Below are 24,293 nucleotides of genomic sequence, written 5' to 3' on the forward strand. Positions count from 1 at the left end.
CCTTGACCACGCCCTGGTCAAAGCGGCTGCGCACCACGTCGGGTGCGCGTTCGGGCGCCTTGTCGGCGTCCTGTCCCGGCAGGTCTGTCATGGGACTTCCTCGACGGCTTGAGGATCGCGCCAGGGCACGATCCGGAAATGAGGGGGCGGTGCCGTGGCACCGCCCTGAACGTTCAGGCACTGGCAGGTAACGCGGTACACCCTTATGCGATATGCCGTGTCGCTGCACACCAGGCGACAGTCAGCACGGCTGACGCGTTACCCTGAGACCTTGGGCTTACAGCAGGTTGTGGTTTTCCAGGTAGGCCACCACGGACTCGTAGAATTCCTGGGTAATCTCGTTCTTCTCGGCCCAGTTCTCCCACTCCTGCTTGGCGATGTTACGGAACGCTACGCGCTCTTCCGCCGGCAGGTCGATGATCTCGATATCCGGGTTCTGGCGCGCTTCGCGCACGGCTTCGAGGTCACGCGTCTTGAGCTCGGCGACCATCTCATACGCCAGGGCATCAACGGACGTCTCGAGGATGGTCTTGAGGTCGTCCGGCAGGCTGTCCCAGACATCCTTGTTCAGTGAGACCGCGACCATCGGCAGGGAGTGGAAGCCCGGATACAGCGGGTAAGGAGCAAACTCGTGCAGACCCTGTGCCTGGTTGGTGGCAAACACGGTGTAGTCAGCAGCGTCGATCACACCCTTCTCGAGACCGGTATAGACCTCAGAGCCCGGCAGATTGACCGGTGTGGCACCAGCGGCTTCAAAGATGTTGTACACCATGCCTTCCGGAGCGCGCAGCTTGAGGCCCTGCATGTCCTCGATGGAGCGCACCGGCTTGGTCGAAGGCAGTGACTCCAGCCCGGTGGCAGCAGCGCCGATCAGGTGCAGACCATAGGGTTCGACCAGCTTGTTGTAGAGCTCCTCGCCACCGGCATTGTTCATGTAGTCGAGGAAGTCATAGGGGTCGCTCCAGGCGCCCACCAGGTTGCCGATCATGCCGAAGGCCGGGTTCTGACCCGTGAAGTAGCTGGGATCGGTCAGGTGTCCCTGAAGGATGCCGGACTGCACCGCCTGCAGGGTCTGGTTGGCCTGAACCACGGCATTGACCGGCAGAATTTCGATGGCGATGCGGCCATTGGACATGGTCGAAACGTTGTCGGCCCAGGCCTTCTTCATCTCGAACTGAGGCTCGCCGGCCGTTTCGGAGGTCTGGAAGGTCCACTCATACTCGGCAGCCTGAGCAGAAGCGGCCATGGATGCCAGAATCGCTGCACTCAACAGCTTGAGCTTGGCGCTAGGGGTCTTGAGCTTGGTGCTTGCCATCATGGGAATCTCATCCTTCTTGTCGGCATGTTGCAGATAGTTCGGGAGCGTCAAAGGTTGTCTCGAGCGTCGATGAGGCCTTGGCGACCTCTTCCAGTCCAAGGTCCTGCCCAGTGCGCTCCAGTACCGCGAGCGCCGCACGGGCCGCTTCGCGGGGCTGTCTCAGCCGAATCGCCTCCATCACCTTGCGATGACGATCCATGCTGTCATTGAGCCTGTCCGCGCTGTGGTTGGATCGCTCCACCAGCAGCGCAATGGCAGGCTTGAGAACGTGGCTGATCTGCGCCCACACCAAGTTATGCGATGCGGTGAAGATGGCCTCGTGAAACGCCACGTCGTACTCGTCGTGGGTCTTGCCCTGAAAGCGTAGATCATCGCTGGCCAGCGCTTCGATCATGCCTTGATAGGCGGTTTCGATGGCCAGCAGGTCGGCGGCGGTGGCGTGCTCGGCGGCCAGTCGGGCGACGAAAGGCTCGACGGCTACGCGAAAGGCAAACACCTCGCGCTGGATCACCGGATTAGGATGGGCGAAACGCGCCAGCCAGCCGCTGACCCTGGGATCGAGCAGGTGCCAGCCTCCAAGGGGCTGCACCCGCGACCCTTGACCAGAAATTCGAGTGATCATGCCAGCGGCGACCAGTACCTGCAGGGCACTTCTCACCGTCGAACGACTCACCGCGAAACGCTCGCACAGGTCCACTTCTCTGGGCAGGAACTCGCCCGGCATGTACTCACCGGCAAAGATCGCCTCGGCCAGGGCATCTGCGATGTCCGGGCGCGCGCGACGCAAGGGAGTTGAGGCTGCTGCCATGAGGGTCATCCGAACAAGGGAATGCAGAGTCAGACCTGCTATTCCATGTGTCTGACGCTTGGTGGAGTTATGTCGGACATAGCTTCGCTAAAAATGCACATCGATGCCTTTAGACTTTAGTTCGATAACGATCGCTTTTTAGCGCGCCCGCCCCTGCTCAAGTAGCGCGCCCGCCCCTGCTCAAGTAGCGCGCCCGCCCCTGCTCAAGTAGCGCGCTCGCCCCTGCTCAAGGAACCTCTTCCGTTCAGCACAGTCGCACAGAGTAGATCTCAATGACCTGAGGCTTTTTCCTACCTTCTACGCAGTTCTTTACGACTCCGACCGACTGGTCTATTCTGGACGCACAAGCAAGGCGCTGAGTCCATTGGCCACGCCGCGTCCTCAGCAAAGGCGTGTCCTCAGCGGTGTCTGAGGTGTCGTCCGATCCACTGGGCAATGCCCCCCCTGGCTACAGGACGCAATGTCCCGGCAGGCAGGGCCAACAGCGACACCTTATCTAGCGAACGAGACAGGACGCGATTACCCATAGCAAAGGAGGCATCGATGCAATCCAACTACTACAGCATTAGCGAATACCCTACTGGCACTCCCAGCCCGGACGTCTTTGTTCTGAATCAGCAGGAACTGCCGGCGCTGCAGGATGGCGAGGTACGCATTCGCAATCATTGGCTGTCAGTTGACCCCTACATGCGAGGCCGCATGAGCGGCGTCAAGACGTACATCGATCCCTTCGCCCTCGATGCCCCCCTCGAGGGCGCCGCGGTAGGTGAAATCATCGAATCCCGCGATGACCGCTTCAAGGTGGGTGATCGGGTCACCCACATGGACGGCTGGCGTGATGTAGCACAGCTATCAGCGGACACCGTCACCGCCCTTCCCGATCTTGACGTCCCCGAGCAAGCCTACCTTGGCGTTCTCGGCATGCCTGGCATGACCGCCTGGACAGGCCTCAATGCGATTGCGCATATGCAGGAAGGCGACAACGTCCTGGTCAGCGCAGCCAGCGGCGCCGTGGGCTCACTGGCGGTACAACTGGCCAAGGCCAAGGGCGGCACCGTTGTCGGACTTGCCGGCAGCCAGAAGAAACGCGATTGGCTCGAGTCCCAGGGCATTGTCGCGGTTGACTACCGCGACAAGGACGCTGCCACACTCAGCGATGACCTGGCCAAGGCCTGCCCAGGCGGCTTCGATGTGTACTACGAGAACGTCGGCGGCGTCTGCCTCGAGGCAGCCCTGAACAATCTCAACGTCGGCGCACGCATTGCCGTCTGCGGCATGATCTCTCGCTACAATGATGAAGGGCCGGCTCCTGGTCCCGCCAACCTGGCCATGATCCTGATTCGTCGCGCGAGCATGCAGGGCTTTATCGTGTTCGAGCACTGGGACAACTATCCGGCCTTTCTCGCCGAGGTGGGTCCCCAGGTCGCCGCTGGCGATATCGACTATCAGGAAACCGTGCGTGAAGGGCTGGAAGCGACCCCGGAGGCCTTCCTCGATCTGTTCAAGGGCGCCAACAGCGGCAAGATGCTGGTGCGCTTGAGCTAAGGAAGCGCTGAAGTCAATTGACGCAGACACCGCCTACGGGCGGTGTCTCTGGTTCAGCGCTGACGCCAATGACACGCCTGCCATCAACGGCCACGGCTGGCGATCATCACGCCGAACACCACCATCAACATCCCCACCGCGGTGATCCCACCGATCGTCTCGTCCAGCGCCCACCAGGCCAGCGCCGTGGCAACCACCGGGGTCAGCGACCCTAGTGCCGAGGTCGCCTCAGCGCCCAGCCGTCGAATCGCGATGCCCATCAGCAGGCCAGATCCCAGCCCCACCAGGATGCCCTGGACCACCAACTGCCCCAGCCACTCCTGGGCTGACACCAGGTGTAGCGTCAAGCCCCCCACCCCGCTCACCTCGAGCCCGACCACCGTCAGCGCAATGATCGATCCACTGGGCACCGTGACCACCGCCGTAGCCTCGAGCGCCGACAGGCCACTCTGACGCACGCTGAGGGTGAACACCGCCCACATCACGCTGGACAGCAAGAACATGCCTTGCCCCAGCAGCAGGGACTGCGGGCCCTGGCCCGAGGACGCCAGCAGACAGGCAATGCCCATTGCGATGGCGACCAAACCGGCGGCACGCCCCCGCGACAACGGCTGGGCGAAGACCCACACCGCCAGGGTACTGACGAACAGCGGCGCCGCCCCGGGTATCAGGGTACTGCCGTGGGCCACCGGCGCCAGTCCCATCCCTACCGCCCCCAACAGAAAGAAGGGAATGCCGGCGCCTGCCATCATGCCGACCAGCCACACCGGGTTGACCGCCAACAGACGCTGTCGCCGACGCAGCGCCAACGGCAGCAACACAAGGCCAGGCACGGCGTAGCGAAACAGGGTCAGGTCGAGGGTTCCCAGTGGTGACAGTGCCCCTTGGCGCAGCGACAGAAAGTAACAGGACCAGATCAGCACCGCGCCCAGCGCAGCGGCGACTCCCGACAGGGCGCGCCGGGGAGAGGCGACAAGCGGCGCCACCTGGGTCAGAGAAGACGACATGACAGTACTCCGAGAGGGTTGTGGGGTAGCGGTACAAGCACCCTGCTAAGGCCAGTCTGCCGACAATGCTCGGGGGAATGCAGGCAAAGACACTCCGCCGCTGGACCCGCATTGGCAGTACGTGCCAATATTTCGATATTCATGGCAAGTTTGAGCCAATTCCTTGAAAAAACTGGACCGCATCGATCGCCATCTACTCGCTCTGCTGCAGCAGGATGCGCGACTCACCAGCCACGAGCTGGCCGAGCGAGTGGGTCTGTCCCCATCCCCCTGCGCCAGGCGCATCCGCCGGCTGGAGCAACAGCGGCTGATCCAGCGCTACCGCGCCGAGCTGGACCGCGAACGCCTGGGGCTGGGGCTGACGGTGTTCGTCCACGTCAAGCTCAGCCGCCATCAAGATGCCCTGGTGGAAGCCTTCGAAGCCGCCGTGGCAGAGATGCCCGAAGTCATCGAGTGCCACACCGTGTCCGGTGCCTTCGACTATCTGCTGCAGATTGTCAGCGCCGACTTGAAAGGTTACGAACGCTGGGTGCGACAGCTGCAGACCCTGCCCATGGTCAATACCGTGGACTCGAGCTTTGCCATCCGGGCCGTCAAGCGCGCCGGCGCCCTGGATCTTCGCGACGCTCGCCCGTCCGACGACGCCTAGCGCCTGACTCCAGGGGCTTTGCTCAAAAGGCTTTGCACTGGCGACTCTCGAGCTGGGTCCGGGCCACGGCCGCATTCGCCCGGCATCGCCGCGCACGGGAGCAGGGCCTGGGCACCTTCGTCAGCATCGAGCCTGCCTGTCGCCGGCGCTTCACTTCGACGTCATCAGTCGTCAAGCTAGAGGCGACTCCGTCGCCATCCGGTCCCACGTATTGCCACTCAGGAGAGTTGAATGCCGACATCGCCCACTCCCCCACGCCTGACGCTCGAGGTCTTCAGCGACCTGCGCTGCCCATTTTGCTATCTGGAGCTGCCGGAGCTTGAGGCCTTGGAGCAACGGTTCGGCGATGACATCCACATCCACTGGCGTCCATTCGAACTGCGTCCAGAGCCTGAGCCGGCCTTGGATCCCCATGGCGACTACTTGAACGAACTGTGGCGTGACGCCGTGCTGCCCATGGCGCGCGAACGTGGACTCAGCATGCGCCAGCCGGATATCCAGCCTCGCTCACGCCTTGCGCTCGAGACCCTGGCCTGGGCTGAACGACACGCCTCGGCACAGCAGGTAGCCTCGTTAAGGAAGGCCTTGTTCAGTGGCTTTTTCGAACGCAGCCTGGATCTCTCCGACCCTGCCGCACTGGCAGACCTCGTTCGTCACCAGGGACTCGATGGTGACGCGCTGGTGGCAAGCCTTGCCAATGAAGAAGATCGTCAAGCCGTCCGCGAGTCTCGTGAGGAAGGACAAGCACTGGGGATCGCCGGCGTGCCTGCCCTGCGCTTCCTGATCGATGGCGAGCATGCCGGCATTCTGTCGGGGGCTCAGCCAAGGCGGCAGCTGTTTCTGGCGGTGGAGCGGCTGCGTGACGCACTCCAGCGCAACGACAGTGGCGCTGGCCATGAGTGATAGAACACGCCCCGTTGTCGTCCTCGGAGGAACAGGGTTTGTCGGGGCTGCCGCTGTGCGTGAACTCTATTTCAGTGGACACGCGGTGAGGGTGGTGGCGAGGCGTCCCCGGCTACCCGACATGGTCGAACCCGGCGACCCGGTGCAGGCCATGGCAGCAGACCTGCAAGACCCCGACAGTCTGGCGCCGGTACTGGAGGGCGCCAGCGCGGTGATCAATGCCGTCAGCCTCTACCAGGAACGTCGCCGCGGGGACTTCGAGAAGGTCCACGTAGAAGGCGCCGCAGCGCTGGCCAGAGCGGCCAGGGCCGCCGGCGTCGAACGCTATCTGTTGATTTCCGGTATCGGAGCGCGGACAGACTCACCCTCGCCTTATGTACGCGCCCGGGCCCTGGGCGAGCAGGCGGTGATGGAAGAGGTCCCACGGGCTGTCATCGTCAGGCCCAGTGTGCTGTATGGCCCACAGGCCGGTCTGACGGCCACGCTGGCGCGCCTGGTTCGGCTGCCGGTCGTCCCGCTCTTCGGCACCGGAGAGGTGCGCCTGCAGCCCCTTCACGTGGGCGATCTCGGCAGTGCGCTGGGACGCCTGGCCACCCGTCCGGATCTGCCGCGTGCGCTGTATGAGCTGGGCGGACCTGACGCCGTGCGCTATCGCGACCTCGTCACGCTAATCGCCCGCTATCTGGATAGGGACCCCACCCTGCTGACGACGCCGATGTGGCTATGGCATGCCCTGGCCACGACCATGAAGGCCCTGCCGTCTGCCCCGCTCACCCGTGACATGCTGTGGCTGATCCAGCAGGACAACTTGGTGTCACGCGGTGTAGGTACCTTCGACGACCTGGGCCTTCATCCGCGCAGCCTGCGTGACAGCCTGGTGCACTGCCTGCCGCGCTAGGTGAGCGTCAATACCTCGGCTGGCTCGTCCCGATAGAGAAGTGCTGACTACATCAGTCGAGTGGCATGAGGCACCAGGCGCCCGCAGCGCGGAACCCGGAGCCTATGCGGTATCGCTGAGAGTTCGAGCAGCGCATCACGCAATGAATCGGCGAATGAATCGGCGGCGCAGGCCTTTATGCAGTGTTTCCTTAGCCCGTGATACGGGCCAAGCGCCTTCAGCCTTTGCCCACCTGTGACATCAGGTCTGGCTGGACCACCTCGATCCAGTAACCGTCCGGATCCTTGACGAAGACCACGTCCTTCATCTTGCCCTGTTCGGGGCGCTTGATGAATTCGACGTCATTGTCATCAAACCAGGCCACCGCGGCGTGCAGATCCGGCACTGCAAAACAGATGTGACCAAACCCCTGCGGTTCGGCGTTGCCATCGTGGTAGATACGTCCTTCCTGCTCCTCAGTGCCCCAGTTGTGCGTGAACTCCAGCAACCCGCGCTGCTGGAAGGTCCAGGTAGTGCGAGCCGCCACATCTTCAGGCACCTCATCCTGGGCATCCAGGTTAGCGAGGAAATACAGCGAGAACTGCATCTCCTCGAAATCCAGGCGCCTCAGCACGCTCATGCCAAACACGCGGGAATAAAAGGCGAGCGATACTTGCGGGTCCTTGACCCTCAACATGCTGTGGTTAAGACGAAACCCACGGGTGGCCGCCGGTGCCGCTTCAACGCCCGGATGCTGTTCGCCTTGGGGGGTATCCTTCATGGGTATCTCCTTCAGTGAGCTCGAGGAATGCATCAACAGTTTCGACGTATTCACCATCGATGCGTTCAGATGTTGGCGCCACGCCAACGATGACCCATCAACAGGCCTGACTAAGGGTAATCATCCTTAGCGCACGACATCCTCCAGCGTGCGCGGTGCGCAGCACTTTTGTCTCTGAGCATGCGCTCGACAGGCCAGCGACCTGTCTACTAACGCGCCAAGTGCTGCATCAGGCGCAAAAATACTACCAAAGTCTAATAACATATCCACAAATCAACGCGATAACTCAATCTTTTCGCCACACGCCTTGTCATCCCTACCATTTCGTGAAAAATGGCCACCGAATTCCTACCAATGGAACGCTTTGACATGGACTCCATCGCCACCTGGTTCAACAGCGTCGTTTCCGCTGGAAACGGCCTGATCTGGGGCAAGCTGCTGGTCTACCTTCTGATCGGCGCCGGCCTCTATTTCACCGTGATGACCCGCGGTATTCAATTTCGCTTCTTCGGCCATATGTTCTCCCTGCTCAAGGGATCACGTGACGGCGGCGAAGGCATTTCCTCGTTTCAGGCGCTGTCGACCAGCCTTGCCGCCCGTGTGGGCACCGGCAACCTGGCGGGTGTCGCCGTGGCCATCTACCTGGGCGGCCCCGGCGCCATCTTCTGGATGTGGATGACCGCTCTGGTGGGCATGGCTACCAGCTTTGTCGAGTCTGCCCTGGCTCAGGCCTATAAGGTCGACCACGGCGACAAGACCTTCCGTGGCGGCCCTGCCCGGTACATCGAGCGAGGCCTCGGCCAACGCTGGATGGCGGTTGCCTTCTCCATCTGTCTGATCATCGCCTTTGGTCTCGCCTTCAACAGTGTCCAGGCCAACTCTATTGCCCAAGCCATGGAGCAGGCCTTCTCGATTCCGACCTGGGTGGTGGGCGTTGCCCTGCTGGTGGCGGTAGCGCCGATCATCTTCGGTGGCCTGCGCTCCATCGCCAAGGTGGCAGAGCTGATCGTGCCGGTCATGGCGGTGCTGTACCTGATTCTGGCGCTGGTGGTCGTGGCGTTGAACATCGAGGAGCTTCCTGGCGCCATCGCCCTGATCTTCAATAGCGCCTTTGGTCTTGAAGAAGCCGCAGGCGGTGCCGTGGGCTACGCCGTGGCCCAGGCCATGATGCAAGGCATCAAGCGCGGCCTGTTCTCCAACGAGGCCGGCATGGGCTCCGCCCCCAACGTGGCAGCGACCGCCAGCACACGACCCAACCATCCAGCGGCTCAGGGCTTTATCCAGATGCTGGGGGTATTCTTCGACACGCTGGTAATCTGCACCGCGACAGCAGCAGTGATCATTCTGGCAGAGCCGGCCCTGCAAAGTGGCGATGCCCCCAACGGCATCCAGTTGACCCAGACGGCGCTGACCGAGCACGTAGGTAGCTGGGGCGGCATGTTCGTGGCGATCGCCATTCTCCTGTTCGCCTTCACGTCACTGATCGCCAACTACTCCTACGGCGAGTCCAACATCGAATACCTGGCCGGCAAGCGCCGTTCTGCCGGCGCGGTATTCATCTATCGGCTGGCGGTGCTGGCCATGATCATGATTGGCTCGGTGGCGCAGCTGAAGACCATCTGGGGCTTTGCCGATCTGTCCATGGGCATGATGGCACTGATCAACCTGATTGCGATCCTGCTGCTGTCGCCCCTGGCCTTCGCGCTGTTCCGTGACTACGAGCGACAGCTCAAGGCGGGCAAAGAGCCCACCTTCGACCCCGACCAGTTCCCGAAGCTCAAGGGCAAGGTCGACCGCAGCGCCTGGCCTGGAACATCCGGCCAGACCGAAGGCACCACCAGGACCGACGCTTGATCCTGATGAATGCCCCCGCTTGACCCTCAACGCCACGGTTCGCCGTGGCGTTGTCGTTGCAGTCCCTGATGGCGTACCAGCCCTTGCGCGAATGGTCGTGCTGACTCTAGCCGCACGCTTTAACCATCAGCGTCTGCTGGCCATCGCCGTGGCAGCGCCAGCGGGGCACCGTGTTCCTGCAGACCCAGCTCCTGCAGATCAAGTTCCTGCAAACCCAGCTCCTGCAGATCAAAGCCTTTCTAAGGAGAGTAAATGGCTTGTCGCTACCGAATGGGCACACTAGGCTTTTGATAGCGTCTATCCCAGCACCACCGGCTCCACTAACCCGCCAGTCGGCCTCGCTGGTCCGCCCTCACCAGAGGTCTGTCACCCCACTTGCCCCGGGAGCCGCCCATGAGTCTGCACGAAACACCCCGCCGCCCTTCGTCCTCACGGGATTGTCCGGTCATCGACGGACGTTATCAGATTCAGCGTATTGGCTCGCGAGAGGCCGCTGTCGGTGGGCTGCCAATCCATCGCGTGCTGCCTACTCGACACCGACGCACCATCGGCGCCTGGTGTTTTCTCGATCACGCGGGCCCCAGTATCCTGCGCGAGGGTGAGGGCATGCGAGTCGGCCCTCATCCCCATACCAGCTTGCAGACCTTCACCTGGATGCTGTCAGGTGAGGTACATCATCGCGACAGCCTAGGCAGTGATCAGGTCATCCGGCCTGGCGAGGTCAATCTGATGACCGCGGGCCATGGCATCAGCCATACCGAAGAGAGCCTCGAGGACAGTGACGAGCTGCATGCCGCCCAACTGTGGATCGCGCTGCCTCTTGAACACGCTGACACGGCGCCTCGCTTCGACCACTACGCCGACCTGCCCCGCTGGTCCCAGGAGGATGTTCACTTCACTCTTCTGGTTGGCCACTACGGTGGGCATGACGCACCCACCCTGAGCTTCTCTCCGCTGGTGGGCGTTGATCTTCAGGCCGAGCGCTCCGCCCAGCTGACACTGCCGCTTCAGGCAGCATTCGAATACGGGGTGCTGGTGCTGGAGGGTGACCTGACCCTGGACGGAGAATCCTTCAAGGTGGATGAGCTGGCCTACCTGGGGCGCGGCCGCAACGCTGTCGACGTCACCCTGTCGCCTGGCAGCCGCATGCTGTTGATTGGCGGCGAGCCGCTCGAGGATGAGATTGTCATGTGGTGGAACTTTGTCGCGCACTCGCGCAAAGCGATTATCGAAGCCCAGCGGGACTGGGAGGCCGAAAGCCCCCGCTTTGGCACCATACCTCAGTGGCAGGGACCGCGCCTGGAAGCCCCGCCATTGCCCTGGACCAGCTGAGACCCAGAACCAGCTGCGGGAAAGAGCGAGGACCCAGAGGAACCATCATGTGGTCCTTTCATCACTGCGCACTCGCGCAAAGCGATTATTGAGGCCCAGCGGGACTGGGAGGCCGAAAGTCCCCGCTTTGGCACCATACCTCAGTGGCAGGGACCGCGCCTGGAAGCCCCGCCATTGCCCTGGACCAGCTGAGACCCAGAACCAGCTGCGGGAAAGAGCGAGGACCCAGAGGAACCATCATGTGGTCCTTTCATCACTGCGCACTCGCGCAAAGCGATTATTGAGGCCCAGCGGGACTGGGAGGCCGAAAGTCCCCGCTTTGGCACCATACCTCAGTGGCAGGGACCGCGCCTGGAAGCCCCGCCATTGCCCTGGACCAGCTGAGACCCAGAACCAGCTGCGGGAAAGAGCGAGGACCCAGAGGAACCATCATGTGGTCCTTTCATCACTGCGCACTCGCGCAAAGCGATTATCGAGGCCCAGCGGGACTGGGAAGCCGAAAGCCCCCGCTTTGGCACCATACCTCAGTGGCAGGGCCCGCGCCTGGAAGCCCCGCCATTGCCATGGACCAGCTAATGGAAGCCCTGCACTTTCCGTGGACAAACGAAGGGAAGCCCTGCCATTGCCATGGCAATGATCTGCCGTGTCAGGGGCTGCGACTCGCCCACCAGTCGGCGTAGCTGCTGTTGTGCGGCGCCTTGCCGGATTCATCCTCGGCTCCATCGTCCCACCACACGGGGCCGCGCTCGCCGAGTGCCTCCTTGGCGGCCTGAACCTGTGCCCGGGCAGCCTTCAAGGCAGCCTCGTCCTCACTCTGCCTGGCATCCTTCACCGCTCGACGAGCTGCCATCAACGCCTTGACGTGGCGCTGTCGAAACGCCTCATCAAGGCTTGGATCGGTGCAGCGCCACAACCGATTCTTGGCGACAAAGTAACGACCATCCGGGGTCTTGGGATACTTCATGGGCAGCCTCCGTGTGCCTTCAACGTAGTGTACATTGCATGATGACGGAGCAGCGGGTTCGCGTCTGTGCTTGCACCCCATCTCAACGCCCTGACGACTGCCCTAGCGCATCAACCTGACATGGAGGAACACGTCATGAGCCACCAACGTCCACGTATCCTGGTCTTCGCGGGCAGCGCTCGCAAGAACTCCTATAACAAGCGTCTGGCAAAACTGATGGCACAGCGTATCGATGCCTGTGGGGGCGACGCCACCTTTGTTGACCTGGCAGATTTTCCCATGCCGCTCTACGACGGTGATCTGGAGGAGCAAGAGGGACTGCCAGAGCACGCCAGCCGCCTGAAGCGCATGTTCATGGACCACCAGGGCCTTGCCATCGCCTCTCCTGAATACAATGGCTTCATCACGCCTCTGTTGAAGAACACCATCGACTGGGTGTCTCGGCCTGATGGAGACCTGGGCGCGCTAGAACCCTATCAGCACAAGGTGGCCGCCATCGTGGGCGCCTCACCCGGCGGGCTCGGCGGACTGCGTGCCCTGCCTCTGCTGCGCCAGCTGCTGAGCAACATTGGCGTGACCGTCCTGCCCGACCAGCTCGCCGTCGGCGGTGCCGGTGAGGCCTTCCATGAAGACGGTAGTCTGGCAGACGAAGGCAAGGCCAAGGCCCTGGACGGTATCTGTCAGCGACTGGTGGATAGTTTGGCATAGCGCCAGTGAGGGCCGCCTGACCACCGACGGCGACCCAGGCAGGAAGCACGTATCGGGGCGGCTACCACAGCGCCCCGATCATGATGACAAGGCATGCCAGCATGCCGATGGCAAACACACCAGAGCGAATCCATTGCCAGTCGAGGGCATAGGCGATGGGATGCAGCAGGCGCGAGGCAAGAAAGACCAGCGCAGGCATGTCGAGGCTGTTCAGATCGGCGCCAGCGCCCATGGCGACCACGGCCGTGCTCAGATAGACGATCAATGCCTCCCAGGCGTTGGACTGGGCCGCATGCAGGCGCGCGCCAATCCCTTCCATGACGGCCTGCTGGGCCCGCGGATGGCGGTTATCGAGATGGCCGAACTGGCGCACGCGCCAGGCGGCACCGATCCAGGCCAGCAGGATCGGCAGCAGGGAAGCGATAAACAGGGTGACGAGAAAGATCGACATGGCAGGCTCCAAGGGCGAGTCTTCCTCAGCATGGCACAGGCAATGGCTGACAGGCGAAGGGACAGGGGTCAGCATGGCGGTACTTGCCTGATGCCTGGCTTACCGAGCCCAAGAGGTTTCCTCCATGCCCGCAAGCCGAGACCGCGACGTCCCCCACGTACCCGATGTCCACCCTGCCCGCCACGCCCTGACCAGTCGTGCCCTGCACGCCTTGCTGGCACTGACCATCGGCCTTCTTTACCTGAGCGCCTACGGGCGCAAGTGGGCGACCACCCAACTGGAAGCCGCCAACTGGTATCTGCTGGTGGCCCACATCAATCTGGGACTGTTAAGCGTAGCGCTGTCGCTGGGCCTGCTGATGACGCACCTATGGCTGCCTCGACCTGCCCCCCAGGGCCTGCCCCGGGTGACTCGCCTCGCTCACCGAGGCCTGCTCGCGTTACTGCTGGCGCTGCCAGTCGCGGCCTATGTCGGCACCGGCTTTGACCTCAAGGTGCTGGGCCAGTGGACACTGCCTTCGTTTCAACGCCTGCCAGTGGCTGACTGGCTATCGGACCTGCTGGCCCAACCACTGATAAGCCTGATGGATCCTTTCGCGCGTTTTCACAAGGAATGGGGCGCCGATCTGCTGCTGCCGGTATTGCTGGCCGGCCATATCGCGGGCGCCCTTTTCCATCACTGGGTACTCAAGGATTATGTCCTCAGGAACATGTGGACGCTCAAGTCACCCTAGGGTTATCGGGGCGGGGCCCTGTGCAAGATGGTCGATGAATAAAACCCCGCGTCACATGCATGACGCGGGGTTTTGGCATCAACGTAGGTGCCTCACTCGATCAGGCCTTGGCCCCCTTGCGCAGTGGCACCTCGGGGACGGCTTCCATACGCTCACGTTCCTGGGTGATCAGCTCCAGCGCCTGATCCTCGGTCAGCTCGGATGCTGGGGTAAACAGACTCACCACGATACCCACCAGGATTGCCATTCCCACTGCCGGGATACTCGGGTTGCCCCAGTACAGGTTCCAGCCACTGTGGCTGATCACCACCAGTGACGTTATCGAGGCAGTTGCCAGGGAAGCGATCGCCCCCTGCCAGGTATAGCGAGACCAGAAGCGTCCCAGAATCCCGCAGACGAACATGCCCGCCAGTACCGTAGCCACCATCTTGGTGATGTAGGCGATCACGTTATCGGAGGTCAGGGCGAAGGCCAGCGCCAGGCCGATCGTGAACACCAGACCGACACGGGACAGCCAGACCACGCTGTTGGCCGAAGGAGCACGACCCTTGACCAGCACATAGAGGTCACGAATCAAGGTGGTGACACCGGCGATGGCATCGCTGCTGGCGCTGGACATGGTGGCCGAGAGGCCCGCGACGAGCAGCAGCAGGCCCAGCCACAGCGGCAGCACTTCGGTGGCCAGGTAAGGGAACGCAAAGTTACTGTTTTCAAGGCCTGGGTTCAGCGCATAGGTCGACATGCCGATAATCGCCGGGACGATGGAAAACAACATGTACAGGCAGCCGGTGACCAGGAAGGAGCGACGCACCGAACCCACGGAAGCGCCGGAGTAGATCCGCTGACGGAAGGACGGAGTCGACAGCACCCCTACCGCGATAACCGCCACCAGTGACAGCGCCGGTACCAGGCCAACCTTTTCGATCGCCAGGAAGCTAGTGGCAGCGGCATCCATCGAGGCGGTCATCTCGGCGAAGCCCCCTACCTCTACCACGGCCACCGCCGCCATCAGGAAGAAGCCGACGAACAGCACGATCGCCTGGACGGTGTCGGTCCACACCACCGCCATATAGCCACCGATGACACAGTAGACGCCAAACCCCAGGGCCACGATGAGCTTGGCCTGCCACACCGGGATGTCAGCCATCCAGGCAAGATACAGACCGCCGCCAAGGATATGGGCACCCAGCCAGCCGATACAGGCGATGTAGATGAACAGGGCCACCACATTGCGCACCAGACGGTTGGCACCCACATAGAACGACAGCTCTTCACTCATGGTCATGAAGCGGTAGCGCCGCACCCCGGAGAAACACAGCGCCAACAGCAGCACGCCGATGGAGCCGCCGAGGCCATACAGCGCCCCGCCCCATCCGTTGGCGTAGCCAAAGCCTACGGCTCCCATACTGGAGCCGGTACCCACCATGGTGGCGACGGTGGTGCCGATGGTCAGAAACAGCGGGACACTGCGCCCGCCAAGAAGAAAATCATCGCCGGAACCGCGATCATTGCGCGACATCCACCAGCCAAAGCCAATCATCAGGACGATGTAGATACAAAAGGTAGCAAGGAAAAGATGACTGTTCATACAGACCTCTTATACTTGTCGTCTCGGTCGTTGCCGCGATCGAGACAGTGAACGTAAGCGTTTGCTGAGCCTGGCGTCGGGTCCTTGCCGGGACCCGGCGCCCTCCTTCACTGCGATGCGGGCATCCTGCCCAGGACGAGTTGCCGCTCGCCCCTGGTTATCCCCTGATCACCTTCCTTATTCAGGCCCGGTCAGCGCGATAGCACGTCAGGTCGACCTCGACCTTGCAGTCCACCACCAGGTCCTGAACGCTGCAGATACGTGCCGGCGGGTGATCCTTGAAGTACTCCGCAAAGACCTTGTTGAACGACTGGAAGTAGCGGGCATCGGTCAGCACCGCGGTCACGTGCACCACGTGTTCGATGTCGTACCCCGCCTCACGAGCGATGGTCAGTGCATTCTCGAAGGCCAGTCGGCTCTGCTCGATGATGCCGCCTTCCACCACTTCACCGTCGGTCATGGGTGTCTGGCCAGACACCTTGAGCCAGCCCCCCGCCTCGACGGCCCGGGAGAACGGCAGTTTCTGTCCACCGGTGCCTACGCCTCCCTCGGCGCCATAACGCTTGATGCTCATCTTTCACTCTCCTGTCAGGTACAGATGCAAACTCTTGATATGTTGAGCGTTCCTTGGCGAAGCGCTCGCTACAGTGGCGTCGCCTCCAGGCGCACGCTTCGACGCAACATGCGTCCGTTACGTTCGTTCGAGGCCCTGCCCTCGGTATAGGCCGTGTGGCCATTGACCCACACCCGCAGAATGCCTTGTGCGGGCGTCTTGGGTTGGTCATAGGTAGCGCTGTCGTCCAATCGTTCCAGGTCCAGCAACACCAGGTCAGCGAACGCTCCCTGGCGAATCACTCCGCGATCTTCAAGGCCAAAGGTGGCAGCGGAGAGCCCGGTCATCTTGCGCACCGCCTCGGCGGGCGCCATCAACGCCAAGTCCCGGCTGTAATGGGCGAGGACGCGGGGAAAGGCGCCCCACAGACGCGGGTGGGGATGAGGATCATTGGGCAGGCCATCCGAGCCGACCATGGTCAGCGGGTGCGCCAGTACCTGGCGCATATCCTCTTCACACATGTTGTGGTAGACCGCTCCCGCCGGCTGCAGCCGCTTGGCCGCCTCCAGCAGTGACACCTCCCAGTCGGCGGCAATCGCCGCCAGTGGCCGGCGCGCCTGCTCGGGATGCGGTTTCGACCAGGTAATGGTGATCTCGATTTCATCCGTGACCTGGCCCAGGTCCAGCGTCGACGAACCCGCGGTATAGGGGTAGCAATCGCAGTGCACCCGCTGCTGGGTGGCCGCATCGGTCAGCTGAGACAGCGCCCTTGGTGCCTGCCCCCAGTTACCGGCGCCGGCACACTTCAAGTGAGAGATCACCAAGGGTGCGCTGGCGTCACGAGCGGTGGCGAAGGCTTCGTCCATGGCCTCGGCCTGACCGGCGAACTCGTCACGCAGATGGGTGGTATAGATGCCCCCTGCAGCGCTGACCGCACGCACCAATGCCGCCACTTCGGCACTCGGCGCCTGGCGGGCGTTGCGATAGGCAAGCCCGGTGCTCATCCCGATCGCTCCTTCGGCAAGGGCTTGCTCGAGAGATGCGCGCATGGCAGCAATCTCTTCCTCGCTGGCGGGTCGCTCGAGGTCCTGCATGACTTGAGAGCGCAGGCTGGTGTGCCCCACCAGCGCGGCGACATTGATGGCCGGCGCCGCCTGTTCGACGGCCTGGGCATAGGCGGCAAAGGTGGGATAGACGAAGTCGTCGGCCTCACCCAGCAGGTTCATGGGGTCCGGCACGTCGCTACCTGCCAGCTGGACCGGAGAGGCACTGATGCCACAATTGCCCACCACCACGGTGGTCACCCCCTGGCTTAGCTTGGGCAGCATGTCAGGGGTGCGCACCACATTGGTGTCATCGTGGGTGTGAACGTCGATAAACCCAGGCGTGAGGGTCAGACCTTGCGCCTCGATGACGTCGAGAGCCTCGTGTCCCGCCAACTGCCCCAGCGCCACGATGCGGTCGCCCTTGATGGCCACATCGGCGATGAAAGGGTCGGCGCCAGTGCCGTCCAGCAGGGTGGCGCCACGGATCAAGAGGTCATGCTGCATATCAGTCTCCCAGTGGCTGACGATTGTCGCCGCCACGATGGTCATCCAGTGCAATCTTCAATCGCCGCAGCTTGGCACGCGCCTGGTCGCGATGACGCATGGCCAGTTCCAGCGCCAGTACGTCAATCGCGGCCATCAGTGCGTAGCGCGACGCCGAAGGGTGAAGAATGAAATCGGTTTCTCGGGTGGCGATAGGCAACACAACATCAGCCGCTGCGGCCAGGGGCGAACCAACAGCGGTTAGGGCGATGACCTGGGCTCCGTATTGACTGGCAATCTGAGCCGACTCGACCATCTCCGGGGTATAACCAGACACCGACAGCACGACCACCACATCATCGGGATCCAAGGTGGCGGCGACCATGCGCGGGACCAGGCCATGAGGATAGGCACTGACCGGGTAGCCGAGGCGCATCAGCCGAAACTGCAGCTCCTGGCACATCACGCTTGAGCCTCCGCCGCAGCCGAAGGCCAGGATCTGACGTGCCTGGTCCAGTCGCTCCACCGCGCCGGCAATGTCCGCCTCGAGCAACAGCTCGCGATTGATCGCCAGCGTCTGGGTGGCAACGTCGTATATCGCAGCAGGGCCCCGCGCCGGGTCGGCGTCCTCGATGAAACGGCGACCTGCCGCCAGCGCTCGATTCAGGCGCAGCTTGAGATCGCGCACGTTGTCGCAGCCCACGGATCGCGCAAAGCGCGTCACGGTGGCATCACTGACACCAGAGCGTCTGGCGATGTCGGTGATGCTGGCCTCGGCCACGAAGTCGATATCCTCGAAGATCAACTCCGCCACCTTGCGCTCCGAGTCGCTCAGCGACCCGACAAGGGCAGTGATTCGGGACAGGATGTCGATCTGCTGACTCATGACAGGCTCCTAGCCGTTACCGCGATGGCAGGTCAATAAGCCCATCGAAAGGGCTCGCTATCGGTGTTGTCATTACGCTATGTTAGTTTCTAACATCAATCCATAGTTTTATGAAAATTTCCTACAAAGGTCGTAGTCAGGTCAATTTTCATCGGTTGCCAATGGCCACGCCCGGCGTAACATGACCTTCGCTCAGCTCTCAGGAGAATCCTCATGTCACTGTCGTCTCACTCATCTGCGCACTCCGCCGCGGCACTGGATACCAAGGGGTCCCACAAGGGCACGCTGGAAACCGGTCGTGGATTGCTGGCGGATGTCAGCCTGCCCGCTGCGGTCATTCATCAGCGCCCGCTGGCACATAACCTGGACTGGATGCAGCAGTTTGCCCGCCAACACGGGGCTGAGCTTGCGCCCCACGGCAAGACCACGATGACGCCTGAGCTGTTTCGTCGTCAGCTCGATGCCGGTGCCTGGGGCATCACCCTTGCCACACTGCCACAGTGCCGCGCCGCCTTTGCCGAGGGGGTCAATCGGCTGCTGGTGGCCAACCAGATGGTGGGCCAGGCGAACATGGCCATCGCCGCCGACCTGATCCGCGCAGGCGCCGAACTCTTCGTGACCGTCGACAGTGCGGAGAACCTGGATCAATTAGGCACTTTTTTTGGTGACGCTGGCATCACCCTGAATATCCTGATTGAGGTAGGTGTCGAAGGGGGAAGGTGCGGCCTGCGTGACGATGCCGAGGTAGTCGAGCTGGCACGCAGGGCCAAGGCCTTGCCCGGCATCGCTCTGGCCGGTCTGGAAGGCTATGAAGGGGTCGTGCACGGTGACGATCCCATCGCCGGGATTCGACGCTACGCCAAGCGGCTCATCGCCAACGTCAAGCAACTGGCGAGTGAAGGATTGATCGAGCGCGATCTGCCCATCGTCACCGCCTCAGGGTCTGCCTGGTATGACCTGATCGCCGAAGAGTTCCGTGACGGCGGGTTGGACGGCAAGTTCACCCCGGTGTTGCGTCCGGGCTGCTACGTCGTCCATGACCACGGTATTTACCGGGAGGCCCAGGCCGGCGTTCTGTCCCGCCGCAAGGACCTTCATCAGGGCCTCGAGCCCGCACTAGAGGTGTTTGCCCAGGTGCAGTCCCTGCCGGAGCCAGGCATGGCTATCGTGGCCATGGGCAAGCGCGATATCGGCTTCGACCTGGTCCCGGAAGCGCTGCGCCGCTACCGGGAAGGCGGGCCTACCGACCAGACGCTGTCGGTAGACGGCTGGAAGGTCATCAAGCAGATGGACCAGCATACCTTTATCGAACTCCCGGCCGACGCTGCTGACGTGCGCATCGGTGACGTCCTAGCCTTCGGCGCGTCGCATCCTTGCATGACCTTCGACAAGTGGCGTCAGCTGCATCTCGTCGATGACCAGCTGGAAGTGGTGGAGACCTGGGAAACGCGTTTCTGACCAGCGCGCATCCGGCGACCAAGTAGCGACGGCGGCCACACGGCCGCCGTCGCTTTCTCGCTGGCACCATCTGTTCCTCTCCCTTCATATCCCCCTCGTGCGGTGCAACAACGCCTGACCTTCCCTTCTCCTATGCCCAGCCGTTTCTCCTATGCCCAGCCGTTTCTCCTATGCCCAACCGTTCAATCTAGGCCCGTTCGCCCGCCTGCTGGTCCTGGCGCAAGGTCGACGCCGCCACCTGCACGTACACTGACAGCGATGACCGGGCGTTTTCCGGGCGCCGCCAGCGAGAGCAAGGAAGGTCGATGGCCAAGAACGTGGCGTTGTTTTTCGATGGCACCTGGCAGGTGCCAGACACGGACCTGCAGGATGGGGATACCAATACCAACGTGAGTCGCCTGTACCAGGCGGTGCTCGAGAACCCCATGGCCGAGGGCGGCACGATAACTCGCTACTACCGGGGCGTGGGTAGCGGTCGCCGCTGGTACGAGCGACTGGTGTCGGGAGCCACGGGGCTAGGTCTTTCCGACATTCTGCTCGACGCCTATGTCGAACTCATCGACCTTCTGCGACCGGGCGACCGACTGTTTCTCTTCGGCTTCAGCAGGGGCGCCTACACGGCACGCAGCCTTAGTGGGCTGCTTCACACCACAGGGCTGTTGAGGCCCGCCCACCGTCAGCTGGCGTGCAGGGCGTACAGGCTCTATCGCGATCGCCGACGGGGGCCGCACTCCGCCGAAGCCAAGCGCTTTGCCTCACGCTATACCTGGATGCCAGACATTCACATGATCGGGGTGTGGGACACGGTGGGCAGTCTCGGCATTCCCCTGAGGAGCTTTGCCAACTTCAACCGACGACTGTTCGAGTTTCACGATACCAGGCTGAGCCCTTTGGTCCGTCATGCCTATCAGGCGCTGGCCATCGACGAACATCGCGAGGCCTTCGCGCCGACCCTGTGGTCGCCGCAGACCACGACCGCCACGCTGGAACAGGCCTGGTTTCCAGGCGCCCACTCGAATGTAGGGGGTGGCGTCGAGCAGCGCGCACTCTCTGATATCAGCCTTGACTGGATGATGACGCGTGCTGCACTCCATGGCCTGACACTGGCGCCACACAGCCGACCGCTGTTGGGAGCGCCGCCCCGTGACGATGACATCGTCGACTCCTACGCCCTGTTTCTGTCACACCTCTACCAATTGGTATCCCCGCTGCGCTACCTGAGGCCTGTCGGCTTTGCTCGCTTCGGTAACGAGTGCCTGCATGCCAGCGTCGCCGAGCGCCAGACGGTGCTGCCACACTACCGGCCACGCAATGCCTTCCACCCCAGCCTGTCGCACCGCTCACGTTCCCCTTGAATCGACGTCAGCCAGCAGGGCATCTCTGAAACGCCAAGCGCCCACCGGATGGGATGGGCGCTTGGCTCACGAGCCCGCGACCTGGGGCTCGTTAGGCGAGAGCTCAGTGCGAGGGGAAGTTGAACTGAGCCTGCTCCTTCTGGCGCTGGCTGGGCCAGCGCTGCGAAATCGCCTTGCGCCGGGTGTAGAAGCGCACCGCGTCGGGGCCGTAGGCGTGAAGGTCACCAAACAGCGACTCTTTCCATCCGCCAAAGCTGTGAAAGGCTACCGGTACCGGCAGCGGCACATTGATGCCGACCATGCCCACCTCGATGGCATCGGCGAAGCGCCGCCCTGCCTCACCATCCCGGGTAAACACACAAGTACCGTTGCCGTACTGATGAGCGTTGATCAGCGCAATGGCCTCATCGAAGCTTGCCACGCGGACAACACACAGCACCGGTCCGAAGATCTCGTCACGATAGACGCTCATCTCCGGCGTTACCCGGTCGAGCAGGCTAGCGCCGAGAAAGTACCCCGGTGAAGCGGCCACCAGCGGATGCTCACGGCCATCCACGATCAGTTCGGCGCCCTCGTCGACACCCTGCTGGATATAGCCCGCCACCTTGTCGCGATGGCCCGCATTGACCAGGGCTCCCATGTCGAGGCCAGGCTCGGTGCCAGCACCGATCTTGAGCTCACGGGCTTGCTGGGACAGCCGTTGCACCAACCTATCGGCGGTGTCATCGCCGACACACACCGCCACGCTGATCGCCATGCAGCGCTCGCCAGCGCTGCCGTAAGCGGCCCCGATCAAGGTACTGGCCGCGTTATCCAGGTCGGCATCGGGCAGCACCACGGCGTGGTTCTTGGCACCCCCGAGCGCCTGCACGCGCTTGCCGTTCTCGGCGCCACGCTGATAGATGGCCTTGGCCACAGGGGTCGAGCCGACGAAGGACACCGCCTTGACATCCGGGGTATCAATCAGCGCTTCGACCACCTCCCGGTCGCCATGCACCACGCTGAACAGACCATTGGGCAGTCCGGCTTCGGCCAGCAGCTCGGCCATCTTGAGCGCCGCCGACGGCACCTGCTCAGAAGGCTTGAGGATAAAGGCGTTGCCGCAGGCCAGCGCCATCGGATACATCCACAGCGGCACCATGGCCGGGAAGTTGAACGGCGTGATGCCTGCCACGATACCCAGCGGCTGATGATTCGACCAGGTGTCGATGGCCGGTCCCGCGTTGTGGGAATATTCCCCCTTCAGCAGCTCCGGCACGCCGCAGGCGTACTCGACGTTCTCGATACCGCGCTTGAGCTCGCCCATGGCGTCTTCCAGCACCTTGCCGTGCTCTTCGCTGACCAGCGCGCAGATCTCGTCGGCGTCGCGCTCCAGCAGCATCTTGAAGCGATACATCACCTGGGCGCGCTTGGCCGGCGGGGTGTCGCGCCAGGCAGGCTGGGCGCGGCGGGCCGCCTCGATGGCACGCTCGACGGTGGCAGCGTCGCCCAGGGCGACACGGCCGACCGGCTCGGCGGTGGCCGGGTTGATGACATCCAGATGGCGCTGTGACGGCTGTGACTCACCGCCGATCCAATGATTCACGTCTTTCATCAAAACTCTCGATATGACTTTCTTACAAGGCGTCAGCGCCGGGCGGCCATCTCATAGGGGGCCCGGCGCAGCATGGTTCGCAGATGGTGCGGCTCAGAACTGCCGATCGAGCAGCGCCTCGTCGAAGGGATAGCGGGACAGCTTTTCGACGCCGGTGTCGGTGATCAGCACCTCTTCTTCCAGCTTGACCCCGTCGGCGGCGCCCACCTCGCCGATGTAGCTCTCCACGGACACCACCATGCCTGGCTCAAGTACGCCATCCTTGGAGAAGCGATCAAAGTCCATATGGTGGGCGACCAGCGGCGTTTCACCGTGCATGCCGACGCCGTGAATGATGGAGGGGTAGCGACGGTCCAAGAAACGCTCGGGGATCTTCCAGGCCTGCTCGGCGATCTCGCGATAGCTTATACCTGGCTTCAGGATGCCCATATTGTGGTGCACCTGGTCGTAGGCCATCCGATACAGCTCCTTCTGGTAGGCGCTGGGGCGATTCGGGCCGACGTGGAAGGTACGCGAAAAGTCCGAATAGTAGCCGTGACAACCGATGGTATCGGTGTCCAGCGCCACCAGCTCGCCCGGACGGATGACCCGGTCACTGGCCTCATTGAACCAGGGGTTGGTGCGTGGGCCGGAGGACAGCAGACGGGTCTCGATGAATTCGCCGCCCTGGCGGATAACGTTGCCGTACATGACCGCGAACAGTTCGTTCTCGGTGATGCCGGGCTTGATCGCGGCTTCAACCTCAGCGACTGCCGCCTCGCTGCCGGCCATGGACTGGGCCAGACAGGCGATCTCTTCCGGGGTCTTGATGCGCCGACAGTGCAGGGTATCCTGCATGCAGTCGAAGACCTCTAGCCCCTGGGCCTCGAGCGAACGGGCCAGGTTGAGCGCACAGCGATCCAGCCCGATCTTGCGGTTGCCGCGCCCGTGCTCTTCGATCAGCTCGGCGATCTCCACACCGAAGGGGTCCGAAGAGAGGTTGTCGCGCTGATTGACGGCGGACCACACCACCTTGGACGTGCGCGATTCATCGATGGTCTCGAGCCAGGTAGAGACGTGGGCGCTGCCCGGGTATTCGAACAGGATCACCGGCCCTTCCAGGGGCACATAGATGTAGCGGGTCGAGTTGCGCAGGAAGTAGCCGAACATGTTGCGCGACCCGGTGGCATAGCGCTGGTTGTTGGGGTCGAACAGTACCATGGCGGCGTAGCCTTGCTCCGCCATCGTCGCGCGCAGCCGCGCCAGGCGCCCGGCGCGCAGCTGTTTCGGGTCAAACGCCGTTGGGATGCTATCGCCGTTGGCCATCGGCGCTGATGGCACTACGGGAATGTGATCCGGTTCGTTGTCGGTAAGGTTGTCGAAGTCGACGATGCTCATGTCAGGGTCCTGTTCAAACGGGC

The 24,293-nt window shown here is 62.7% G+C and carries 22 protein-coding genes; 10 read left to right on the forward strand and 12 right to left on the reverse strand.

From position 1 onward, the window contains the following. Nucleotides 1-277: 277 nt before the first annotated feature. Nucleotides 278-1,318 carry a TRAP transporter substrate-binding protein gene (locus KUV86_RS16615; protein ID WP_206944258.1) on the reverse strand — a complete coding sequence of 347 codons (1,041 nt, stop codon included), beginning with the start codon at nt 1,316-1,318 and terminating at the stop codon, nt 278-280. 7 nt (nt 1,319-1,325) lie between these two features. Further along, a complete protein-coding gene (locus tag KUV86_RS16620; RefSeq protein ID WP_222485726.1) occupies nt 1,326-2,126 on the reverse strand; it encodes a FadR/GntR family transcriptional regulator in 801 nt (266 codons plus the stop codon). A gap of 543 nt (nt 2,127-2,669) precedes the next feature. Here KUV86_RS16620 and KUV86_RS16625 point away from each other — a divergent pair. Further along, nucleotides 2,670-3,671: an NADP-dependent oxidoreductase gene (locus KUV86_RS16625; RefSeq protein ID WP_222485728.1), complete on the forward strand. Its 1,002-nt coding sequence runs from the start codon at nt 2,670-2,672 to the stop codon at nt 3,669-3,671. An 83-nt stretch (nt 3,672-3,754) separates the two neighbouring features. Here the strand turns inward: KUV86_RS16625 and KUV86_RS16630 are convergent, their stop codons facing one another. After that, nucleotides 3,755-4,678, reverse strand: coding sequence for a DMT family transporter (locus KUV86_RS16630; protein ID WP_222485730.1), 924 nt, complete (start codon nt 4,676-4,678; stop codon nt 3,755-3,757). A gap of 163 nt (nt 4,679-4,841) precedes the next feature. On the opposite strand from KUV86_RS16630, the gene KUV86_RS16635 reads away from it, so the two are divergent. From KUV86_RS16635 to KUV86_RS16645, 3 genes are all read left to right on the forward strand, one after another. Beyond that, complete coding sequence (locus tag KUV86_RS16635; protein WP_224852161.1) at nt 4,842-5,327, forward strand: Lrp/AsnC family transcriptional regulator; 486 nt, start codon at nt 4,842-4,844, stop codon at nt 5,325-5,327. A gap of 231 nt (nt 5,328-5,558) precedes the next feature. Next, a complete protein-coding gene (locus KUV86_RS16640) occupies nt 5,559-6,230 on the forward strand; it encodes a DsbA family protein (RefSeq protein WP_206944266.1) in 672 nt (223 codons plus the stop codon). After that, entirely contained in the window at nt 6,223-7,128 is a 906-nt protein-coding gene (locus tag KUV86_RS16645; protein ID WP_222485732.1) for a complex I NDUFA9 subunit family protein, read from the forward strand. Before KUV86_RS16640 ends, KUV86_RS16645 begins: the two co-directional genes overlap by 8 nt. A 217-nt stretch (nt 7,129-7,345) precedes the next feature. On the opposite strand, the gene gloA is transcribed toward KUV86_RS16645, so the two are convergent. Then, nucleotides 7,346-7,888 (reverse strand): lactoylglutathione lyase, encoded by a 543-nt coding sequence (gene gloA, locus KUV86_RS16650; RefSeq protein ID WP_222164368.1) that lies wholly within the window; start codon nt 7,886-7,888, stop codon nt 7,346-7,348. 369 nt (nt 7,889-8,257) lie between these two features. Here gloA and KUV86_RS16655 point away from each other — a divergent pair, with 369 nt between their 5' ends. After that, nucleotides 8,258-9,742, forward strand: coding sequence for an alanine/glycine:cation symporter family protein (locus KUV86_RS16655; protein WP_206944270.1), 1,485 nt, complete (start codon nt 8,258-8,260; stop codon nt 9,740-9,742). A 393-nt stretch (nt 9,743-10,135) separates the two neighbouring features. Continuing rightward, on the forward strand, nt 10,136-11,074 hold the full coding sequence (locus KUV86_RS16660; protein WP_206944272.1) for a pirin family protein: 939 nt from the start codon (nt 10,136-10,138) through the stop codon (nt 11,072-11,074). A gap of 646 nt (nt 11,075-11,720) precedes the next feature. Here KUV86_RS16660 and KUV86_RS16665 read toward each other — a convergent pair. Beyond that, complete coding sequence (locus KUV86_RS16665) at nt 11,721-12,038, reverse strand: hypothetical protein (RefSeq protein WP_224852162.1); 318 nt, start codon at nt 12,036-12,038, stop codon at nt 11,721-11,723. A 135-nt stretch (nt 12,039-12,173) separates the two neighbouring features. On the opposite strand from KUV86_RS16665, the gene KUV86_RS16670 reads away from it, so the two are divergent. Further along, on the forward strand, nt 12,174-12,746 hold the full coding sequence (locus tag KUV86_RS16670; protein ID WP_261397694.1) for an NADPH-dependent FMN reductase: 573 nt from the start codon (nt 12,174-12,176) through the stop codon (nt 12,744-12,746). 61 nt (nt 12,747-12,807) lie between these two features. On the opposite strand, the gene KUV86_RS16675 is transcribed toward KUV86_RS16670, so the two are convergent. Then, on the reverse strand, nt 12,808-13,197 hold the full coding sequence (locus tag KUV86_RS16675; RefSeq protein ID WP_222485736.1) for an MAPEG family protein: 390 nt from the start codon (nt 13,195-13,197) through the stop codon (nt 12,808-12,810). A 124-nt stretch (nt 13,198-13,321) separates the two neighbouring features. On the opposite strand from KUV86_RS16675, the gene KUV86_RS16680 reads away from it, so the two are divergent. Then, complete coding sequence (locus tag KUV86_RS16680) at nt 13,322-13,930, forward strand: cytochrome b/b6 domain-containing protein (protein ID WP_222485738.1); 609 nt, start codon at nt 13,322-13,324, stop codon at nt 13,928-13,930. Nucleotides 13,931-14,030: 100 nt separating this feature from the next. Here the strand turns inward: KUV86_RS16680 and KUV86_RS16685 are convergent, their stop codons facing one another. The 4 genes from KUV86_RS16685 to KUV86_RS16700 all read right to left on the reverse strand — a co-directional run bounded on the left by KUV86_RS16685 (nt 14,031) and on the right by KUV86_RS16700 (nt 18,486). Beyond that, complete coding sequence (locus KUV86_RS16685) at nt 14,031-15,518, reverse strand: sodium:solute symporter (protein WP_206944281.1); 1,488 nt, start codon at nt 15,516-15,518, stop codon at nt 14,031-14,033. 181 nt (nt 15,519-15,699) lie between these two features. Continuing rightward, nucleotides 15,700-16,092, reverse strand: coding sequence for a RidA family protein (locus KUV86_RS16690; protein ID WP_206944283.1), 393 nt, complete (start codon nt 16,090-16,092; stop codon nt 15,700-15,702). A 68-nt stretch (nt 16,093-16,160) separates the two neighbouring features. After that, entirely contained in the window at nt 16,161-17,621 is a 1,461-nt protein-coding gene (locus tag KUV86_RS16695; RefSeq protein ID WP_222485740.1) for an N-acyl-D-amino-acid deacylase family protein, read from the reverse strand. Between the two features lies 1 nt (nt 17,622). After that, nucleotides 17,623-18,486, reverse strand: a complete 864-nt coding sequence (locus tag KUV86_RS16700) for a MurR/RpiR family transcriptional regulator (protein ID WP_222485743.1) — start codon at nt 18,484-18,486, stop codon at nt 17,623-17,625. Nucleotides 18,487-18,699: 213 nt separating this feature from the next. On the opposite strand from KUV86_RS16700, the gene KUV86_RS16705 reads away from it, so the two are divergent. Together KUV86_RS16705 and KUV86_RS16710 are read left to right on the forward strand one after the other, a co-directional pair. Continuing rightward, on the forward strand, nt 18,700-19,944 hold the full coding sequence (locus KUV86_RS16705; RefSeq protein WP_222485745.1) for an amino acid deaminase: 1,245 nt from the start codon (nt 18,700-18,702) through the stop codon (nt 19,942-19,944). Between the two features lie 305 nt (nt 19,945-20,249). Then, nucleotides 20,250-21,299: a DUF2235 domain-containing protein gene (locus tag KUV86_RS16710; RefSeq protein ID WP_222485747.1), complete on the forward strand. Its 1,050-nt coding sequence runs from the start codon at nt 20,250-20,252 to the stop codon at nt 21,297-21,299. Nucleotides 21,300-21,402: 103 nt separating this feature from the next. Here KUV86_RS16710 and KUV86_RS16715 read toward each other — a convergent pair whose 3' ends face one another. Both KUV86_RS16715 and KUV86_RS16720 read right to left on the reverse strand, forming a co-directional pair. After that, entirely contained in the window at nt 21,403-22,893 is a 1,491-nt protein-coding gene (locus KUV86_RS16715; protein ID WP_222485749.1) for a CoA-acylating methylmalonate-semialdehyde dehydrogenase, read from the reverse strand. Nucleotides 22,894-22,986: 93 nt separating this feature from the next. Continuing rightward, complete coding sequence (locus KUV86_RS16720; RefSeq protein WP_206944295.1) at nt 22,987-24,270, reverse strand: M24 family metallopeptidase; 1,284 nt, start codon at nt 24,268-24,270, stop codon at nt 22,987-22,989. Nucleotides 24,271-24,293 lie beyond the last annotated feature (23 nt).

It is taken from the genome of Halomonas sp. DP8Y7-3 (genome assembly GCF_019801675.1).
Lineage (GTDB): Bacteria > Pseudomonadota > Gammaproteobacteria > Pseudomonadales > Halomonadaceae > Halomonas > Halomonas litopenaei_A.

Excerpts from the sequence above, each read along its gene's own strand:
- KUV86_RS16615 (WP_206944258.1), bottom strand. The coding sequence starts at position 1,318 with ATGATGGCAAGCACCAAGCTCAAGACCCCTAGCGCCAAGCTCAAGCTG.
- KUV86_RS16620 (WP_222485726.1), bottom strand. The coding sequence starts at position 2,126 with ATGGCAGCAGCCTCAACTCCCTTGCGTCGCGCGCGCCCGGACATCGCA.
- KUV86_RS16625 (WP_222485728.1), top strand. The coding sequence starts at position 2,670 with ATGCAATCCAACTACTACAGCATTAGCGAATACCCTACTGGCACTCCC.
- KUV86_RS16630 (WP_222485730.1), bottom strand. The coding sequence starts at position 4,678 with ATGTCGTCTTCTCTGACCCAGGTGGCGCCGCTTGTCGCCTCTCCCCGG.
- KUV86_RS16640 (WP_206944266.1), top strand. The coding sequence starts at position 5,559 with ATGCCGACATCGCCCACTCCCCCACGCCTGACGCTCGAGGTCTTCAGC.
- KUV86_RS16645 (WP_222485732.1), top strand. The coding sequence starts at position 6,223 with ATGAGTGATAGAACACGCCCCGTTGTCGTCCTCGGAGGAACAGGGTTT.
- gloA (WP_222164368.1), bottom strand. The coding sequence starts at position 7,888 with ATGAAGGATACCCCCCAAGGCGAACAGCATCCGGGCGTTGAAGCGGCA.
- KUV86_RS16655 (WP_206944270.1), top strand. The coding sequence starts at position 8,258 with ATGGACTCCATCGCCACCTGGTTCAACAGCGTCGTTTCCGCTGGAAAC.
- KUV86_RS16660 (WP_206944272.1), top strand. The coding sequence starts at position 10,136 with ATGAGTCTGCACGAAACACCCCGCCGCCCTTCGTCCTCACGGGATTGT.
- KUV86_RS16665 (WP_224852162.1), bottom strand. The coding sequence starts at position 12,038 with ATGAAGTATCCCAAGACCCCGGATGGTCGTTACTTTGTCGCCAAGAAT.
- KUV86_RS16670 (WP_261397694.1), top strand. The coding sequence starts at position 12,174 with ATGAGCCACCAACGTCCACGTATCCTGGTCTTCGCGGGCAGCGCTCGC.
- KUV86_RS16675 (WP_222485736.1), bottom strand. The coding sequence starts at position 13,197 with ATGTCGATCTTTCTCGTCACCCTGTTTATCGCTTCCCTGCTGCCGATC.
- KUV86_RS16680 (WP_222485738.1), top strand. The coding sequence starts at position 13,322 with ATGCCCGCAAGCCGAGACCGCGACGTCCCCCACGTACCCGATGTCCAC.
- KUV86_RS16685 (WP_206944281.1), bottom strand. The coding sequence starts at position 15,518 with ATGAACAGTCATCTTTTCCTTGCTACCTTTTGTATCTACATCGTCCTG.
- KUV86_RS16690 (WP_206944283.1), bottom strand. The coding sequence starts at position 16,092 with ATGAGCATCAAGCGTTATGGCGCCGAGGGAGGCGTAGGCACCGGTGGA.
- KUV86_RS16695 (WP_222485740.1), bottom strand. The coding sequence starts at position 17,621 with ATGCAGCATGACCTCTTGATCCGTGGCGCCACCCTGCTGGACGGCACT.
- KUV86_RS16700 (WP_222485743.1), bottom strand. The coding sequence starts at position 18,486 with ATGAGTCAGCAGATCGACATCCTGTCCCGAATCACTGCCCTTGTCGGG.
- KUV86_RS16705 (WP_222485745.1), top strand. The coding sequence starts at position 18,700 with ATGTCACTGTCGTCTCACTCATCTGCGCACTCCGCCGCGGCACTGGAT.
- KUV86_RS16710 (WP_222485747.1), top strand. The coding sequence starts at position 20,250 with ATGGCCAAGAACGTGGCGTTGTTTTTCGATGGCACCTGGCAGGTGCCA.
- KUV86_RS16715 (WP_222485749.1), bottom strand. The coding sequence starts at position 22,893 with ATGAAAGACGTGAATCATTGGATCGGCGGTGAGTCACAGCCGTCACAG.
- KUV86_RS16720 (WP_206944295.1), bottom strand. The coding sequence starts at position 24,270 with ATGAGCATCGTCGACTTCGACAACCTTACCGACAACGAACCGGATCAC.